Below are 17381 nucleotides of genomic sequence, written 5' to 3'. Positions count from 1 at the left end.
GTCCAGTGCGCCGTGCCTTTGGGAGATAAGGGCGTCTACATTGGCACTCTTGATCGCGAAGGCCGAACCGGCCCGGTGCCGCGGGTCCGTCTGGCCACGGTGGAGGAGTGGAGGCGGTTGGAGCAGCAGCGTCACAGCTTCTCCACCTATGCCCGTCACAGCTTCGACTTGCCAGAGGGGCGCAAGGGTGAGCTGGTATCCCGGCTGGCGGCCGACACCGAAGGGGACACCATCGAGCTGGATCTGGCGCCTTTCGCTGCGGTGCTCGGGTTGGCGCTCGAGCGCTGCCTGTGTCGGCGGGAGCACAAGCCCGACGCCGGGTCGGACGCGGGAGAGAGAGGCAACGGCGAAGGCGGCGGCTTGAGCCGGGCGATGGAAGACGATGCCCTGCGAGTCCTGGGAGAGATGGCCGCCGGGGCGGCGCACGATATCAACAACTCCCTAGCGGTGGTGCTGGGTCAAGCCCAACTGGGGCTCATCGCCGACAGCGTGTCGGAGATGCACCAGTACTTCGGTACCATCGAACGCACATCCAAGGACTGCGCCGGGATCGTGCGCCGCCTACAAGAGTTTTCGCGAGGAGCCCGACGGCCGCGCGTTCAGGCACGAGTGGACCTGGCAGGGGTGGCTCGGGAGACCATTGACATAACGCGCCCGCGTTGGCGGGATGAGGCGCAGCGGCGCGGGGCTTACATCAAGACGGTACTGGACCTGGCGACGCCGCTTCCGGTGGAGGGCGATGCTGGAGCGCTGCGTCAGGTGCTGACCAATCTGGTGCTGAACGCCCTTGACGCCATGCCGGCTGGTGGGGTCCTTACCCTGAAGGGGTGGGTAGACGGCGAGACCGTTCGCCTCTCGGTCCGGGACACCGGCGTGGGCATGAGCGGGGAGGTGATGGAGCGGCTGTTTGAGCCGTTCTTCACTACTAAGGGCGAGGGTGGCACTGGCCTGGGCCTGTCCATCTCCAAGCGCATTGTCGAGGAGCACAGCGGGGAGCTAGAGGTATCCAGCCAGCCCGGAGTGGGCTCAGTGTTCACCGTCTCGCTGCCGCTAGCGGTAGGGGATGCCGCCGTTGATCTCGGGCGACCGGACACGCCGGGAGGCCGGCCGCTGAGGGTGCTGCTGATCGACGACGAGCCGCAGGTGCGAGAGGTGTTGATGCGCATGCTGCGGCTAGACGGCCACACGGCTACTGCCGCAGCCACTGCGCGAGAGGGACTGCAGCTGCTCGATGCCCACGAGTTCGATCTCGTCCTCACTGACCTGGGGCTGCCCGACATGCCCGGCTGGCAGCTCGCGCGAGCCGCCAAATGCAGTGGAAAAGCCGTGCCAGTAGTGCTCATCACCGGCTGGACGGAAGAGGGCGATCGCCCCTCCGCTGAAGGGGAAGTGGACGCGGTGTTGGTGAAGCCGTTCGGCATCGCTGAGCTGCGGCAGGTGATGCGCACTGCCTTGGACAGCCACGCCCGGGCGGCCTCGTAGATTGCCGTCGCCGGGACCGAGTGATGTCTCATACCGGAGGTACAGGTGATCACCACTAGCGAGCGGGCCAAGGCGGTCAAGCGGGCTCTTGCCCAGTTCGAGGCGGCGGGGATAGCCGTCACCTCGGAGGAGGCGGACCGAATCGAGGTAGCAGACTTTGGCCTCGGCCGTCTAGATACAGTTGGTCTCCAGCTCCTTACCTACGTCAATACTGAGCGGGTGTGCGCCAAGGAACTGATCCTCTTCCCCTGGCAGCTCTGCCCGGAGCACAGACATCCTCCCGTGGCAGGTGAACCGGGAAAGGAGGAGACGTTTCGCTGCCGACGGGGCGAGGTGTACCTCTACGTCCCCGGGGAGCCGACCTCAAGCCCGCTTGCTCAGGTGCCCGAAGACATCCGGCAGTATCTCACCGTTTGGCACGAGGTCCGTCTGCGGCCAGGTGAGCAGTACACTCTGGCTCCGGACACTCTGCACTGGTTCCAGGCCGGCCCGGAGGGAGCGGTGCTCTCCGAGTTCTCCACCACCAGCCGCGACGAGCTGGACGTATTCACGGATCCGCGTATCGAGCGGGAGACACGCATCTCAGAGAGCTGAGCCTGCCCCGCTTGGCCATCGTGCCACGGGGAAGGTTAGTGGCTGGACTCTCGGGGCATCAGGGCTCGAGCCAGGGACGACCTCGGCTCGAGCCCTTGCCGTTGACGGTCTCGGATCGTCGCGTTAGTATCGTGGTGAGCGGGTGGGGCCGAGCCGACCGGCCCGGAGGCCCGCTCGAGCAGCGCTGCCCGGAGGGTCAATGGATTCGGAGCTCCTCGTCAGGCTGGTCGAGCAGATCGAAGACCTGCCCATCTACGACATTCACACTCACATTGACGCCCGCCGCCCGTTCGCTCGGAGCTTAGCCGACATCGTCGGATACCATTACTACACCGAGCTGGCCAACTCGGCCCAGTACCGTCTCGGATTCGCCGACGAGACCGATCCGAAGGAAGTGGTACGGCAGGTGGTGGAGCGCCTTCCCCTGTTGGCTAACACGGTCCAGTTCGAGTGGCTGGCGGCGATCGGGGAGGAGTTCCTGGGCATCGAGCGACGCTGGTGGATGTCTCGCTCTTGGTCTGAGCTGTACCGCATGGCTCAGGACGCCATCGAGGCGCCAGACTATGGTGACCGGGTGCTGCGGCGCAGCAACATTCGACGCATCTACATGACCAACCAGTGCGACGAGCCGCTCGAGGGGCTGAACCGCCAGCTGCTGGTGCCTTGTCTCCGGACTGATTCGTTCGTGTTCGAGATTGACAAGGCAGAGGAGCGGGAGCGTCTGGAGCGGGCGTCGGGCGTGACAGTGCGCTCACCGAGCGACTTCGAGGCCGCCCTGGAGCAGGTGTTCCGCCGGTTCGTGGATCTAGGCATGGCTTACGCCGCCATCTCGACCTGGCCGGGCGTCCAGACTCGGCCCGTCTCCGGCGCGGATGCTGCGGCCATCCTGGACCGGGCCCTAGCCGGCGAGGTGCTGGACCAGGGCAGCCGCATGGTCTGGGCGGCATACGCCCTGAACCGCATCGCCGACAACTGCCGCGCGGTGCGGAAGCCATTCCACCTCATGGTGGGGGTGCGGAGGGGCGCCTACCCGCGCGGCGTGACCGGCGGTCGAGACCTGCTCGACTCGGTGAACTCTCTGGCGGGGTACGATTACCTATTCAATGAGTACTGGGATGTTCGGTTCCCCGTGTCGGTTCTGGCCGACACTATGGGGCTGGAGTTGGCGGCCTCGGCGTGGATACGGCACAACGTATACCCCAGTGGGCACTGGTGGTACCTGAACAACCCAGTCGATATCGCCCGGGAGGCCCGGCGCCGTCTGGACGTGGTCCCGATATCGAAGCTGATCGGGTACTACTCGGATGCCTACTGCGCCGAGTTCATTCTACCCAAGTTCAGGATGTACAAGTACGAGCTGGCCTGGGTGTTGGCCGATCGAGTGGAGCGGAGCCGGACGCACCCCAACATGGCGCCCATGACAGAGGAGCAGGCACTGGAGATTGCCCGCGCTTTGCTGGTTGACAACCCTGTCGACCTATTCGAGCGCTAACGCGCAACTAGACCTTCGGCCGGCTTGGCTGGCAGGAGGAGCAGAAGCACGTGCTGCGGCCGGCCAGCCGAAGCCGTTCAATGGGGCGGCCGCAGCGGGGGCAGTCCTGGCCGGCGCGGCCGTACACGCGGAGTTGCCATTGGTTAGTGCCTGGCCGGCCCTGCCCGTCAACGTAGTCGGCGATGGTGGTCCCTCTATTGGCGATGCCGCGAGCGAGCACGCCGCGGAGGCTCTGCAGGAGCCGTTCGGCCTCGGCCAAGGTGAGGTTTCTGGCAGGAGTGCAGGGATGGATGCCTGCCTCGAACAGCGCCTCGTCGGCGTAGATGTTGCCCAGACCGGCCAGGAACGACTGGTCCAGGAGCAGCGATTTGATGGGGCGACGCCTCCCCGCCAGGCGGGCCAGCAGTGCCTCAGCGTCGAGTTCGGGGGCGAAGGGCTCGGGACCCAGGGAGGCCAGATCGGCAGTCACGTCACGAACCAGGCCGAGGCGTCCGAACTTGCGCATGTCCGCGTACCAGAGAGCTCGCCCGTCCTGTAGGGTGAACTTCACCCGAGCGAACCGAGGGGGAGGAACGTCTCCCTGGGAGAGCAGCAGCTGGCCTGTCATGCCAAGGTGCACCACCAGGTGCGACGCATCATCGAGAGCCAAGATGAGATGCTTGCCTCGGCGCCCGATGCCGACTATCCTCCGACCCTCCAGACCGGAGGCTAGGGCGGCGGGGCCGGGGGGGCGAACCACGAGCGGATCCAGCACCTCGACGGCGGCGATGGCGGCGCCGGTAAGCATGGGCCTCAGAGTTCGAGCCACGGTTTCCACTTCGGGCAGCTCGGGCATGTTGGTCGCACGTTCTCCTGGATGGGGTGAGCTGGAATCCTCATTCTAGTGTCAGGTAAGCAGTGGCGCCAAGGGTGGCGACATCATCTCAGCAGCGGAAGTGAAGGCAGGTAATCCGTCCATGTCCTTTGTGCACCTCCACGCACACAGCGAGTTCTCGCTACTTGACGGGTTGTCGCGCGTGACGGACCTGGTCGAGCGAGCCGCGGAGCTGGCCATGCCGGCGGTGGCCCTCACCGATCACGGCGTGATGTACGGCGCAGTACCCTTCCACCGGGCTGCGGTCGAGGCTGGGGTCAAGCCTATCATAGGGTGTGAGATGTACCTTGCTCCTCGGCGGATGCAGGACCGCGATCCGCAGCTCGACCGTTCGCCTTCGCACATCACGTTGCTGGCGGAGGACTCGACCGGCTACTCCAATCTGCTGCGCATTGCGTCCGCCGCGCAGCTGGAGGGTTTCTACTACCGCCCGCGAGTGGATAAGGAGTTCCTTGCCGCTCACTCCGAGGGACTCATCGTCCTGAGCGGCTGCAGCACCGGGGAGATGGCGCTGCTGGCGGCTGAGGGCCGAAGAGACGAGGTCGAGAAGGTAGCGCGCTGGTACCGCGATGTCTTCGGCGACCGGTTCTACGTGGAGCTGCAATCTCACGAGGGGATACCGGAGCTGGCTCGGGTGAACCGTGTCCTGGTGGAGGTTGCCCGCTCGCTGGGGCTCGAGGTGGTTGCCACCAACGATGTCCACTACGTCAGGCCAGAGGACGCCAGGATCCAGGATGTGTTGCTCTGCATTCAGACCGGGGCCACAGTGCGCCAAGCGGATCGAATGCGGATGAGCGATGAGGGATATTACCTCAAGAGCCGCCAGGAGATGGAGCAGCTGTTCCCTGACATGCCGGATGCCATCGCCAACACCCTCATCATCGCCGAGCGCTGCCAGTTTAGGTTTGGCCCCCGCGAGTATCATCTGCCTCGATTCGAGGTCCCTGAGGGCGCTGACCCGCAGTCGTACCTCCGGGAGCTCTGCGAACGCGGCATAGCCAGGCTCTACGGTGAGCCCTCCGAGGAAGTGCGCCGCAGGCTAGACCATGAGCTCAGTGTGATCCACCAGATGGGATTCGATGACTACTTCCTGATCGTCTGGGACCTGGTGGATCAGGCCAGAAAGAGGGGCATCTGGTGGAACGTGCGCGGCTCGGGCGCCGGTAGCATCGTAGCCTATGCTCTGGGCATCACCCGGTTGGACCCGCTGGGCCACCAACTCATGTTCGAGCGGTTCCTCAACCCCGGCCGTATTACGATGCCCGACATTGACCTGGACCTGCCCGACGACCGCCGGGACGAGATGATCGCCTACGTGGTCTCGCGTTACGGGCAGGACAGGGTGGCCCAGATAATTACCTTCGGTACCATGGGGGCGCGTGCTGCCATCCGTGACGCCGGGAGGGCTCTGGACCTTCCGCTGCCCGAGGTAGATCGGTTGGCCAGGTTGGTGCCCTTCGGCCCCAGAGTGACCATAGCCGACGCGCTGGCCAACGTGACTGAGCTCAGGGAGCTGGTGGAATCCACTGACTACATCCGAGATCTGATCGAGACGGCTCAGGGCCTGGAGGGCATCGCCCGTCACGCCAGCACTCACGCAGCCGGAGTGGTGATCGCCGACAAGCCTCTGGTGGAGTACACCCCTTTGCACCGCTCCACTCATGGTGAAGGCGCCATCACCCAGTACCCCATGGAGGTCGTCGAGGACCTGGGGCTACTCAAGGTGGACTTCCTGGGCCTCTCCACCCTAACCGTTATGAGGTTGGCGGCCCAGCTGATCGAGGAGAGGACCGGAAAGCGGTATGACCTTGATACCATTCCGCTGGACGACCCGGAGTCTTTTGCCTTGCTCTCGTCCGGCGACGTGACCGGGCTCTTCCAGGTGGAGAGTGCCGGAATGCGTCGGGTGTTGCGGGATCTCAAGCCCGAGAGCATCGAGGACATCACCGCGGTCATAGCCCTATACCGTCCCGGACCCATGCAGTTCATAGACGACTTCATCGCCTGCCGGCGAGGCCAGAAGGAACCGTCGTTCGTGCACCCGGCGCTGGAGCCGATCCTGGGCGACACCTATGGGGTGTGCGTCTATCAGGAGCAGATCATCCGCATACTGACCGACCTGGCGGGCTATGATCCTGGCGAGGCGGACCAGGTGCGCCGCGCGGTCTCCAAGAAGAAGCAATCGGACCTGATCAGGCACAGGGACGGCTTCGTCCAGGGGGCGATGAAGCACGGTGGCCTGAGCCGGGAGGCGGCCAATCGCATCTTCGATGCCTTCGAGTTCTTCGCCAACTACGGGTTCAACAAGGCACACGCCGCTGACTACGCTGCCATCGTGTGTCAGACGGCCTACCTCAAAGCCCATCACCCGTTGGAGTTCATGGCTGCCTCGCTAACGGTGGAGCGCAGCCGGTCGGACAAGGTGGCCGGGCTCATCGCCGAGTGCCGGCGCTTGGGCATCGAGGTGCTGCAGCCGGACGTGAACCGGAGCGCCATCGAGTTCACCATCGAGGGCGATGCCATCCGCTTCGGCCTTGGTGCCATCAAGAACGTGGGCGAAGGGGCCATCCAGATGCTGCTGAAGGCTCGGCGCGAGGGAGGTCCATTCGAGAGTCTGGACGCCTTCGCTGCTCGAGTGGACCTGCGGCAGATGAACAAGCGCGTGCTGGAGTGCCTGGTACGGGCCGGTGCACTGGATTGCTTCGGCGACCGAGCCTCGTTGCTGGCTTCTCTGGACACGATCATGTCCGTCAGCCACCAGATCCATCAGGCGCGCCAGGCCGGGCAGCTCACCATGTTCGAGGTCAGCTGTGGGGTGCAGGCGGACACGGTAATCCTTTGCGGCGGCGCCCAGAATGGTGAGGGGATATCTCTTAGGCAGAAGCTCGCGTGGGAGAAGGAGCTTCTGGGGGTGTACGTGTCGGAGCATCCACTGCACAAGTGGAGCCGGCGCCTGGCGGAACTGGTGACTGCCTTCAGCACCGAGGTGACTGAGGAAATGGCGGGCCAGGCGGTCACGATGGCCGGCGTGGTGCAGGAGGTCCGGAGGACCACGACCAGGCGAGGGGAGAGCATGGCCTTCGTCCGCCTGGAGGACCTGCAGGGCACGCTGGACGTGGTTGTCTTCCCCCGGGTCCTGCGCGAGACCGAGGCTCTGTGGGAGGAAGGCAAGATCCTGCTTGTCCGGGGCAGAGTGGACAATCGGGGGGACGGGCCCAAGCTCCTGTGCGAGAGCGTCACCGACCAGATCAACCATGCCGAAGTGGCCGCACCCGCTGTGCTGGAGGCGCCCCCAAGGCGCCTGGTGGTGGAGGTGCGGAGGAGCGGTGACCTGCAGCAAGATCGCCAGTGCCTACAGCGAGTAGTACAGACGGCCACCAGCTACCGCGGCAGTGACGAGCTCTCGGTAGTGGTGCGCGACGGGCCTCGCTGTGTGAGGATAGACTTCCCCAATGCGCGCACCCTGGCTACCGAGGACGTCGCCGGGGAGTTCGCCCGGCTGGTCGGAGCCAGCCGTTGCTGGGTGGAAGGAGCATACGAAGGAGGTAGTGCCTGAGTGGCGAAGAGATCCAAGTCTGTAGACCGAGTGAGGCAGGCGCTGCTCGAACTGGGAGTGGAGGCAACTCCCATCGAGCTGGACCAGAGCACGCGGACGGCACAGCTGGCCGCCGATGCTTTGGGAGTGCCCCTCGGAAGCATAGTGAAATCCCTCGTGTTCATCGCAGATGGGTCGGGAGTATTGGCTTTGGTGGCTGGTGACTGTCGGGCCGATACAGCTAAGATCGCCGCTATCTGCGGAGCCCAGCAGGTTCGGCTAGCCTCGGCGGATGAGGTACGGGAGCTGACGGGCTACGCCGTGGGAGGTGTGCCACCAGTAGGGCACCGCACTGCAATGCCGGTTCTGGTGGACAGCAGTCTGTGGCGCTTCCAGCTCCTCCACGCCGCCGCAGGAGCCCCGCAGGCGGTCTTCCCCATCACGCTGGACGAGCTGATGCGCGTCACCGGGGGCAGAAGAGTGGACATCGTAGAGGAGGATGGACCGACCGGGTGACCGCGCTTCACCCGGAAGGGACGGGCGGAAGCCGCACCAGGCGCGCCCTGATGACGCTAGGCTGCTGGCATACGGCGCCCAGATCATCCTGGGACAGGACGTCGTCAATGCCCAGGATCATGACTCCCCGGCCGCCTCGGGCGCTCCTTCCCACCTGCACGAAGGAGATGTTCACGTTGCGCTCGCCCAGGAGCGTGCCCATCCGCCCGAGGATGCCGGGCTGCTCTATGTGCTCGGTGTACAGCAGGGTACCGGCCGGTATGAAGGTAATCCAGAAGTCCTCGATGCGAACGATGTAGGGCTGGCCGTGGAGTATCGTCCCTGACAGCCGATGCGGACCATCGTCGGTTCGGATAGTCAGGGAGAGCAGTTCCGAGTAAGGACTCGCGCTCGCCGAGGTGGTCTCGGTCACCGAGATGCCCCGGCTCAGTGCCGCCACCCGCGCGTTGACGAGGTTGACCGGCATGTCTGACACGCCCTCCAGCAGCCCCTGCAGGGCGGCTGCGGTGATCAGGGTGGTGCCGGTCTCGACAGCCTGGCCGGCGAAGCACATCTCCACCGACACCACGGGGTGTTCTGCCACGGCAGCGTAGAACCGCCCCAGCCTCCGGGCCAAGTCCAGGTAGGGGCCAATCCGTTCCTGCTCCTCGGGACTCAACGCGGGGGCGTTCACCGGGTGTGACGGGGGTCGCCCCTGCAGCACTGCCAGCACCTGCTCGGCTACGGCCAGGGCCACGTTCCTCTGGGCCTCCCGAGTCATCCCGCCGATGTGAGGCGTGGCCACTACGGCAGGATGGCGAACCAGGGGCGAGTCCTTGGGCGGCTCGCAAGCGAAGACGTCCAGCCCCGCTCCCGCGAGGTGGCCGGAGTCCAGGGCTCTTAGGAGCGCAGCTTCGTCTACCACGCTTCCACGCGAGCAGTTGATTAGGTAGGCGCCAGGCTTGCAGGCGGCCAGTTGCTCTTCTCCCAGGAGCCCGTCCGTCTCTGTGGTGGAGGGAAGGTGGAGGGTGACGAAGTCGCTCTCCCTCAACAGCTGGGCTAGGGGCACGAGGCGAGCTCCCACCGCCTGCGCCTGGGCGGGGGCGACGAAGGGATCGTGAGCCAGCACGATCATTCCGAAGGCGCGACCACGCTCCGCCACTCGTCTTCCTATGCGCCCCAGCCCAACGATGCCGAGGACCTTGCCGTTCAGCTCCTCGCCCCGGAAGGACGCTCTGCGCCACTCACCGCGCGCCAAGCTCTCCGCCGCCCACAGGACGCGCCGTGCCAAGCACAGCATCAGGGCAAAGACGTGCTCGGCCACCGCCACGGAGTTGCTGTCGGGGGCATTGACTACCCACACGCCCCTCTCGGTAGCTGCCTCTAGGTCTATGTTGTCCACGCCCACGCCGGCCCGCCCGATGACCCGCAGGGAGGGAGCCGAGAGGATCACCTCACGGGCAATCCGGGTGCCACTACGGACGATGATCCCGTCGGCACCGGACGCCAACTCAGTTAGGCGTGCGTCCCCTCCTTGCGGCACCTGCAGCACTTCGGCCTCGCGGGCCAGAAGGGCAACCGCCTCATCGTCTATAGGGTCGGTCAGCAGGACCCGTGGCATCAGGTCGCCTCGGGGGACCGGCAGCGCCGAAGGGCGGCTTCGATCGCCTCCAGCAGGTAGGTAACGTTGCCCTCGGCGATGTAGCCCATGTGGCCGATGCGCAGCAGCTTTCCCTTCAGCGGTCCCTGCCCTCCAGACACCTGCACCCGAAACTCGTCTTCCAGATGCTGCGACAGCTCCGCGAACCTGACTCCGGCGGGCAAGTAGGCGGCGGTAACCGTGGGGGAGGCATAGGCCTCCGCCGCCAGCGGGACGAATCCCAGCCGGCGCAGCCCGTCCCTGACGAGACGGGCCAAAGCCTGGTGACGGGCGAAGACGGCCTGAGGCCCTTCGTCAGCGATCAGGTCGAGGGCCACGTCCAGGCCATAGAGCAGGGTGAGAGCTGGGGTCCACGGAGTCTCGCCGCGGCGGGCGCTGTCCCTGGCTGCAAGGAGGTCAAAGTAGAGCCTGGGGGTGGCGCAGTTCTCCACCCGGCTCCAGGCAGGGGGGGAGAGGGCCAGCATGGCCAACCCCGGAGGCGTCATCCACGCCTTCTGTGAAGCAGTCACGACGATGTCCGCACCTATCGCGTTCATGTCGAAGGGCACCGCACCCAGGGAACTGACCGCGTCTAGAAGAAGCAGGGGCTTTGTGGGTGCCTGGCGCACGACCTGGGCCAAGGCAACGACGTCGTTGAGGACACCGGTGCTGGTCTCGCAGTGCGTCACCAGCACCGCCCGGTACTCATTAGCCTCCAGCCGGTCTCGGACCGTAGCTGGGTCGGCCGGCTGGCCTGGCTCGAAGCGCAGGTAGTCAACGCTGGCTCCGTAGCGGCGGGCGATCTCGGCGAACCGCTCTCCGAAGTAGCCGGTACAGACGGAGAGCACGCGGTCGCCCGCCTCCACCGTGTTAGCCACCGCGGCCTCGAGGCCGCCGGTGCCGGAGGTGGTCAGGAACACGACCTCATCGGGGGTGCCGATGAGGGGCCGCAAGCGCCGATCTAGGGAGGAAAGGAGCTCCCGGAACTCCCTGCTCCGGTGGCTCACCATGGGCCGGCTGAGGGCGGCCCGGACCTCAGGCGGAAGAGGGGTGGGGCCGGGCACCCGGACTTCCAGCGTTCTAGACATAACGGCTTCCTTTACGACCTTGTACCAGATGCCGGGGCACCTTCGACCCGGCTACGGGAGTGATCACACAGCGGGCAGATAGGCGAGCGACCTCTCGATGGCTTCCCGGGGGTACTCGAAGTCCTCGAGTTTGCCGGCCAGGTAAGCGTCATAGGCGCCCATGTCGAAGTGCCCGTGCCCGCTCAGATTGAAGAGGATGCATCGCTCCTCGCCCGTCTCCTTGGCCTGAAGGGCTTCGTCAATGGCGGCGCGGATGGCGTGGGCCGACTCGGGAGCGGGGACGATGCCCTCGGCCCGGGAGAAGGTGACGGCAGCCTCGAACACGCTCGTCTGCCCGTAGGCGCGGGGCTCAATAATGCCAACCTCCACCAGGGCGCTCACGAGAGGAGCCATGCCGTGGTAGCGAAGGCCACCGGCGTGGATCCCGGGTGGGATGAAGTCGTGCCCCAGGGTATGCATCTTGAGCAACGGGGTGGTGCAGTTCACATCGCCAAAGTCATAGGCGTAGACGCCCTTAGTGAGAGTAGGGCAAGCGGTGGGTTCGACGGCGACAAACCGAGTGTCGAGGTTCCGATCGAGCCGTTCCCGCACGAAGGGGAAGGCAATCCCGGCGTAGTTGGACCCGCCGCCAACGCAGCCGATCACCACGTCGGGATAGTCTCCGGCCAACTGCATCTGCTTGAGGCATTCCTCGCCGATGACGGTCTGGTGCAGGAGGACGTGGTTGAGCACGCTGCCCAGGGAGTACTTGGTGTCCTCGCGCTGGGCTGCCACCTCCACCGCCTCGCTGATGGCCACGCCTAGAGATCCCGGCGAACTGGGGTCCTGGGCCAGCACCTTGCGCCCGGCCTCGGTCTCTTCGCTAGGGCTGGCCACCACCTCCGCGCCCCATACCTGCATCATGGACCGACGGTAGGGCTTCTGCTGGTAGCTCACCTTGACCATGAAGACCTTGCACTGCAGGCCGAACATTTGGGTGGCCATGGCCAGGGCGCTGCCCCACTGTCCGGCTCCCGTCTCGGTGGTTATGGCGCGGACGCCTTCGCGCTTGTTGTAGTAGGCCTGGGCGACGGCCGTGTTGGGCTTATGGCTGCCAGGGGGGCTGACACCTTCGTTCTTGTAGTAGATGCGCGCCGGGGTTCCCAGAGCCTTCTCCAGTCGCACGGCGCGGTGCAATGGCGAAGGCCGCCACAGACGGAGTACGTCACGGACCTCGGATGGGATCTCGATGTAGCGCTCAGTGCTGACTTCCTGCTCGATGAGCGCCATGGGGAAAAGGGGAGCCAAGTCCTGCGGCCCTACCGGCTGGTGGGTGGCCGGATGCACCGGCGGTGGAAGCTCAGTGGGCATATCGGCCTGAACGTTGTACCAGGCGTGAGGGATTTCCGACTCGCTCAGAACGATCTTGTAGTCAACTGCCATGTCAACCTCCCGAGATATGGGACCTACCGCCCCCGGAGGGCCGGCGTCGCACACAGGCAAACAAAAACACCCCCGTCCGACTAGGGACGAGAGTGTTCCTCCCGCGGTGCCACCCCGCTTAGGTCGCCCACGCGACCTCTCTCACCCGCCGCCAGGCGGCGGAGCCTTGTAACGATGGCCAGGCGGCAGGGCCTACTTGCAGCATGCTTTCAACCCGCGACTCCCAGGTCCATTCGGCGGCGACCCCGGCACCCGGCTTTCACCTCACCCGGGCTCTCTGGTGGCCTGGCCGGCCCGCTTACTACTCCTGATCCACGCCTTGAGTATCCTGTTGTAGGTGGCAGTATACGAGCCCGCGCCCGAACTGTCAAAGGCAGGTTACAGGTTACAGGGGACAGGGGACAGGGGATAGGCGACATGTCTCGGGGGCATCTGTGGTGCCTGCCCTGCCTCCGGCCCTGTAACCTGTCGCCTGTAACCTGTAACCTGCCTGGAGCTTTGCCGGTCGGTTCAGGAGGCGCGTATAATCGTCTACTACTTCCCCAGGGACGGGCCGAGCGGCATGCGTTATGACTTCGTAGTGATCGGAGCGGGGCCGGCGGGATACGTGGCCGCCATCCGGGCCAGCCAGTTGGGCGGTCGGGTGGCGCTGATTGAGAAGGAGTGCATAGGGGGGACGTGCCTGAACCGTGGCTGTATCCCCACCAAGGCCCTGGTGGAGAGCGCCACCCTCTTCCGGAAGATGCGAGAGGCGAGCCGGTATGGACTGGTCGTCGAAGGCAGCGTCCGGGCCGACTTCGCGGCGGTGATGGCACGCAAGGATGCCATTGTCTCTCGCATCGTGGGATCGGTCCGCGAGCTGCTGGATGCCCGGGGCGTCGAGGTGGTGGCAGGTGAAGCTCGCCTGGTGGCTCCCGATCGGGCAGCGGTGCGGCTACCGGACAGCTCAACGAGGGAGCTATCATTCAGCAGCGCGCTGATCGCTACCGGCTCGGTGGCTGCGCGCCCGCCGCTGCCGGGCATCGAGCTGCCCGGCGTGCTCGACTCGCGTCAGCTGCTTGGGCTGCAGGAGCTGCCGCGGCGGCTGGTCGTGGTTGGCGCTAGCGTGGTGGGCATGGAAATGGCCACCATCTTCCACCACCTGGGTAGCCAGGTCACGGTTTTGGGCCGGCGCACTTTCCTCAAGTCGGTAGATCCCCAGTTGGCCCGCCGGTATCGCTCCCTGGCCGCGCGCAGGGGACTGAGTATCACGGTTGGCCTCGAGTTCGATCGCATCGAGACCGTGGAAGGGAGGCTCAGGCTGCACTATAGCGCCCACGGCCAGACAGCCCACGTGGACGCCGACGCCATCCTCCTAGCAACGGGCCAGACTCCGGTGACGCAGGGCCTGGGGCTGGAGGAGGTAGGCGTAGAGACGGACGGCGGTGGCTTCATCCGGGTGGACTCGCGCCTGCGCACCAGCGTGCCCGGCATATACGCCGCTGGTGACGTAGTAGGAGGCTGGATGCTGGCCCACGTCGCCTCACACGAAGGCATGGTAGCGGCCGAGAACGCTCTGGGAGGGGACAGGGAGATAGACTACCTGGCGGTCCCCAACTGCGTCTTCACTGACCCAGAGATCGCCGGAGTCGGCCTGACAGAGGCCGAGGCCAAGGCTGCCGGTTACAGCCCGGCCGTGGCTCGTTTCCCGCTATCGGCTAGCGGGCGGGCACTGACCATGGGCGAGGAGGAGGGCCTAGTCCGGCTAGTGTACGACAGCGAGACGGGGCGGGTCTTGGGCGTGCACATGATGGGGGCTCACGCCAGTGAGCTGATCGGCGAAGGGGCGCTGGCGGTGAAAGCTGGTCTAAGCGCATCCGACCTGGCCAGTACTATGCACCAGCACCCGACGCTATCGGAATGCCTGATGGAGGCGGCAACGGCGGCCGTCTGCGGGGAGGGGATCCACTATCGCCGAGTCTGAGCGGCGCGTCGGGGTGTCCGCGGGCACCGCGAGCGTGCTGGAATTGTGCCGGATACCGCTGACAGTAGCGCCCACGACGGCGTACCTGATGGTCGGCGGGCGCTGTGAGCGGGATTGCGGCTTCTGCGCTCAGGCACGCTCCAGCACGGGCCCCGAAGACATGCTCTCCCGCGTCTCCTGGCCCCCTTTCCCCGTCCGGGACGTTCTGCATGCGCTGAGAGAGCGCGAGGGCGCGTTCCAGAGGGTGTGTCTGCAATGCACTGCCGCGGCCGGCGCCTTCGATCGGCTTGTCGCCCTCGTTGGCGAGCTGAAGCAGGCCCTGGCGCTGCCGGTGGATGTGTCGGTTTTGCCCCCGACTCCGCGGGCCGCTGACGCATTGATCGAGGCGGGCGTGGATCACATCGGGTTCGGCGTGGACGCTGCCACCGCGGCGATCTTTGGCGCCGTCAAGGGCGGCGGATGGCGGCTCTATCGCGACCTGATCGAGCACGTCGCGCACAACCACCCGGGGCGGCTTGCCGTTCACCTCATTGCCGGCCTAGGGGAGAGCGAGAAGGAGTTGGTGGAAGCGGCCCAGCTCTACGCTGACTTGGGGGCAACGGTGGGGCTGTTCGCCTTCTGCCCGGTGCCCGGAACTCGCCTCGCCGGAAGCGGGCAGCCCCCGCTACCCAGCTATCGCCGGGTGCAGATTGCTGCTTACCTGATCGCGCTCGGAGTGGTGCGAGCAGGCGATTGCGATTTCGATGCTGAGGGGCGTCTGGCTCGCCTGCCGGAGCGGGCCGCCGGCCACCTCCTCGATGGAATGGCGTTCCAGACATCCGGCTGCCCTGGCTGCAACCGGCCCTACTACAATGAGCGCCCGGGCGGCGACCTCTACAACTACCCGCGCCCTCTGACCCAGGAGGAGACCCGCGAAGCTATGTTGACGAGCGGGCTGGCGCAACTGAAAGAACTGGTCGAGGCCGGCGTTGTCTGACCACGCTTGCTGGCGGCTGATCCGGGATGGGGAGTTCTCTGGGGCCATGAACATGGGTCTGGACGAAGCCGTTCTGGAGTCGGCAGAACGAGGCGACTCACCGCCCACGTTGCGATTCTATCGGTGGCGACCTACGTGCTTGAGCATCGGCTATTCGCAGACGGCGCAGGGGTTCGATCTCGCCGCCCTGGCCCGCCGAGGCTGGGGGTTCGTCCGGCGCCCCAGTGGCGGTCGCGCCGTGCTGCACCGCGACGAGGTGACCTACTGCATCGCCGCACCGGCGGCGGACTGGCGGATGGCCGGGGGAGTTCTGGAGTCGTACCGGCGGCTTAGCGCCGGGTTTCGGTGCGGGCTATCGCTACTGGGCCTTCCGGTGTCGGACGAGCGGAACGCCGTGACGGTGGGAGGCACCTCCGCCGCCTGCTTCGATGCCCCGTCGCGGTACGAGCTCACGGCGGCCGGCCGCAAGTTGGTGGGGAGCGCCCAGTGGAGACGCGGCGATGGGGTCTTGCAGCACGGATCCATTCCTCTCTCGGGCGACGTAGGGGAGGTGGTGGATTTCCTGAAGCTGCCCAAGGAGGAGAGGGAACGGGCCCGGGATTTGCTGCGGCAGCGTGCTGCCACGGTGGCGCAGGCCCTGGGGCGCACCGCTGGCTTCGACGAAGTGGTGGACGCGCTGGCTCGGGGTCTGGCCCTAACCCTGGGCATCACCTGGGAAGAGGCTCCGCTGACCCGTGACGAGCTCAGACGCGCTTCGGGGCTCGCCCAGACCAAATATGAGAGCGATGCCTGGAACCTTCGTAGCTAGGTCTGGGCTGGTCCTCCTGGTGGTCGCCGTGGCGGCTATCGCCTGGTGGTGCGGTGCGGCGGCCGAGGACCCCTGCGAGAGCCCCGCCAACTTGACCTTCAACTGCCAGTTCGACACCTTCGGCGCCGCTCCTGGCGGCGAGGTGCCTACGGGCTGGTGGCCGTTCGTGATCGCTGGGCACCCGGCGTTCGACGCCGCCTCGGATACTCCCAAGCAACCAGCGCTCAGGATCTGGAGCGACGGGGAGGGCTTCGTTGCTGGCATCTACCAGGAGGTGAGCGGGGTGGAGTTGGGCGCAACCTACGAGGCCTTCATCGGCTGGGCCGTCTTCCAGTCGGAGGGCCCGGAGATGGGCCGGGCCGTGGGAATAGACCCCTGGGGTGGCACGGACCCGCAGTCGCCTTCGGTGGTGTGGAGCCCGGAAGTGTGGGAGAAGAAGCGCACCAACCCGGAGTTGCGGGCGCGTGCGGTGGCAGAGTCGGATCGGATCACCGTGTTCGTTCGGGTGAACAACCCACGGACGTACGGAGCGGATCAGGCCTTCCTGGACGCGGTCAGCCTGGTGCGGGACGAGTCGGTGCCGGTGATGGAGCCTCAGGCCACTCTGGCTCTGGCGCCCACGGCCACGTCGGAACCCGTCTCGCCCTCGACGCAGGCACCGGAGATGCCACCTTCGCCGAGTGGATCACCTGTGCCAAGCGAGACGTCGCCGCCCACCACCACTTCGACGGCAACACCTGAGGCCGTCGTGACAGCGACGCAGACTGCGGGCCCGCGGCGAAGCCAGACGGCGCCGTCCCTGCCGCCGACCGCCACGCCCAGGCCCTCGCCGCAAGTGTGGGTGCTGGCCAGCGCTGCGGCCACCTTGCCGCCTGCTCTGTACGTGACGCCGGAAGTTGAGGTGGCGGCGGTGTCTGGTGGAGGTGGTTTGGGGCTGTTGCTGGCCGCCGCGGGCTTCGCCGGTCTGGCGGCGGTGGCCGCCTCGAGGAGATCTAGGCAGAGGTAGGAGGTCA

At 66.1% G+C, this 17381-nt stretch carries 13 protein-coding genes; 9 read left to right on the top strand and 4 right to left on the bottom strand.

Annotation, left to right across the window (positions count from 1 at the left end; all coding sequences use genetic code 11):
* The 3 genes from HPY83_13735 to HPY83_13725 all read left to right on the top strand — a co-directional run.
* A partial coding sequence (locus HPY83_13735; GenBank protein NPV09010.1) for a hybrid sensor histidine kinase/response regulator occupies positions 1–1482 on the top strand: 1482 nt, incomplete at its 5' end.
* 48 nt (positions 1483–1530) lie between these two features.
* Positions 1531–2076, top strand: a complete 546-nt coding sequence (locus HPY83_13730) for a D-lyxose/D-mannose family sugar isomerase (protein ID NPV09009.1) — start codon at positions 1531–1533, stop codon at positions 2074–2076.
* Positions 2077–2275: 199 nt separating this feature from the next.
* Positions 2276–3568: a hypothetical protein gene (locus HPY83_13725; GenBank protein NPV09008.1), complete on the top strand. Its 1293-nt coding sequence runs from the start codon at positions 2276–2278 to the stop codon at positions 3566–3568.
* 7 nt (positions 3569–3575) lie between these two features.
* On the opposite strand, the gene mutM is transcribed toward HPY83_13725, so the two are convergent.
* Positions 3576–4403, bottom strand: coding sequence for a bifunctional DNA-formamidopyrimidine glycosylase/DNA-(apurinic or apyrimidinic site) lyase (gene mutM, locus HPY83_13720; protein NPV09007.1), 828 nt, complete (start codon positions 4401–4403; stop codon positions 3576–3578).
* A gap of 121 nt (positions 4404–4524) precedes the next feature.
* On the opposite strand from mutM, the gene HPY83_13715 reads away from it, so the two are divergent.
* Together HPY83_13715 and HPY83_13710 are read left to right on the top strand one after the other, a co-directional pair.
* Positions 4525–7998: a DNA polymerase III subunit alpha gene (locus tag HPY83_13715; protein NPV09006.1), complete on the top strand. Its 3474-nt coding sequence runs from the start codon at positions 4525–4527 to the stop codon at positions 7996–7998.
* Complete coding sequence (locus HPY83_13710; protein NPV09005.1) at positions 7999–8493, top strand: YbaK/EbsC family protein; 495 nt, start codon at positions 7999–8001, stop codon at positions 8491–8493.
* A 7-nt stretch (positions 8494–8500) separates the two neighbouring features.
* Here the strand turns inward: HPY83_13710 and HPY83_13705 are convergent, their stop codons facing one another.
* The 3 genes from HPY83_13705 to HPY83_13695 form a co-directional block, all read right to left on the bottom strand.
* A complete protein-coding gene (locus HPY83_13705; protein ID NPV09004.1) occupies positions 8501–10093 on the bottom strand; it encodes a phosphoglycerate dehydrogenase in 1593 nt (530 codons plus the stop codon).
* Positions 10093–11199, bottom strand: coding sequence for an alanine--glyoxylate aminotransferase family protein (locus HPY83_13700; GenBank protein ID NPV09003.1), 1107 nt, complete (start codon positions 11197–11199; stop codon positions 10093–10095). The genes HPY83_13705 and HPY83_13700 overlap by 1 nt, the downstream gene beginning before the upstream one ends.
* Before the next feature lie 63 nt (positions 11200–11262).
* Positions 11263–12621 carry a TrpB-like pyridoxal phosphate-dependent enzyme gene (locus HPY83_13695; protein NPV09002.1) on the bottom strand — a complete coding sequence of 453 codons (1359 nt, stop codon included), beginning with the start codon at positions 12619–12621 and terminating at the stop codon, positions 11263–11265.
* 562 nt (positions 12622–13183) lie between these two features.
* Between HPY83_13695 and lpdA the strand changes: the two genes are divergently transcribed.
* From lpdA to HPY83_13675, 4 genes are read left to right on the top strand one after another with little or no spacing between them, the layout of a single operon-like run.
* On the top strand, positions 13184–14584 hold the full coding sequence (gene lpdA, locus HPY83_13690; protein ID NPV09001.1) for a dihydrolipoyl dehydrogenase: 1401 nt from the start codon (positions 13184–13186) through the stop codon (positions 14582–14584).
* A gap of 13 nt (positions 14585–14597) precedes the next feature.
* Complete coding sequence (locus HPY83_13685) at positions 14598–15560, top strand: radical SAM protein (GenBank protein ID NPV09000.1); 963 nt, start codon at positions 14598–14600, stop codon at positions 15558–15560.
* Positions 15553–16368: a lipoate--protein ligase family protein gene (locus HPY83_13680; GenBank protein NPV08999.1), complete on the top strand. Its 816-nt coding sequence runs from the start codon at positions 15553–15555 to the stop codon at positions 16366–16368. The genes HPY83_13685 and HPY83_13680 overlap by 8 nt, the downstream gene beginning before the upstream one ends.
* A complete protein-coding gene (locus tag HPY83_13675) occupies positions 16346–17374 on the top strand; it encodes a hypothetical protein (protein ID NPV08998.1) in 1029 nt (342 codons plus the stop codon). Before HPY83_13680 ends, HPY83_13675 begins: the two co-directional genes overlap by 23 nt.
* Positions 17375–17381: the final 7 nt, after the last annotated feature.

It is taken from the genome of Anaerolineae bacterium (genome assembly GCA_013178015.1).
Taxonomy (GTDB): Bacteria; Chloroflexota; Anaerolineae; order DRVO01; family DRVO01; genus Ch71.
Note: the sequence above shows the minus strand (reverse complement) of the source record. Positions and strands in the feature narration are given on the sequence as shown.